Genomic DNA, 522 nt, shown 5'->3' with positions numbered 1-522 from the left:
AAAAGAGCAAAGGTAGAAATAAGTTAGAACAACGAATAAACATTACATAGGATATAAATTATTAATAATTGACTAAATGGGCTATTTACCACTAAATGATGGCGATGAAAGATTGATATTTCAACTTATTGATAAAAGATACGAAAAGAAAAGTACAATAATAACTACAAATTTAAACTTCAATGAATGGTCAAAGTTATTTTATGATGAAAAAGTAGCTGCAGCAATTATAGATAGACTGTTACACCACGCAACAGTCTATCTATTACTGGAAATTCATACAGACTTAAAGAGTATATAAAGGAGGAATAAGTGTACATTCTTATATAATCAAATTTGTACATTTTTATGTTGACATTAACAAATCCAAAAAGCGACTCGTCATACTACCTTTTCATTATATAAAAAAATAGTGCAAGTAAGAGTTTACTATTTCTTACACTATTTATGGTACTAAAGAGAGACTCGAAATTAACGAGCATCCCTAATGTTTGACATAGAGCCTTTTTAAATTGAGGTACT

At 28.2% G+C, this 522-nt stretch carries 1 protein-coding gene; it reads left to right on the top strand.

From position 1 onward, the window contains the following. Nucleotides 1–76 precede the first annotated feature (76 nt). Nucleotides 77–301 carry an ATP-binding protein gene (locus HMPREF9129_RS10465; RefSeq protein ID WP_004823653.1) on the top strand — a complete coding sequence of 75 codons (225 nt, stop codon included), beginning with the start codon at nucleotides 77–79 and terminating at the stop codon, nucleotides 299–301. Nucleotides 302–522: the final 221 nt, after the last annotated feature.

The organism is Peptoniphilus indolicus ATCC 29427, from assembly GCF_000227315.1.
GTDB lineage: Bacteria > Bacillota > Clostridia > Tissierellales > Peptoniphilaceae > Peptoniphilus > Peptoniphilus indolicus.
Note: the sequence above shows the minus strand (reverse complement) of the source record. Positions and strands in the feature narration are given on the sequence as shown.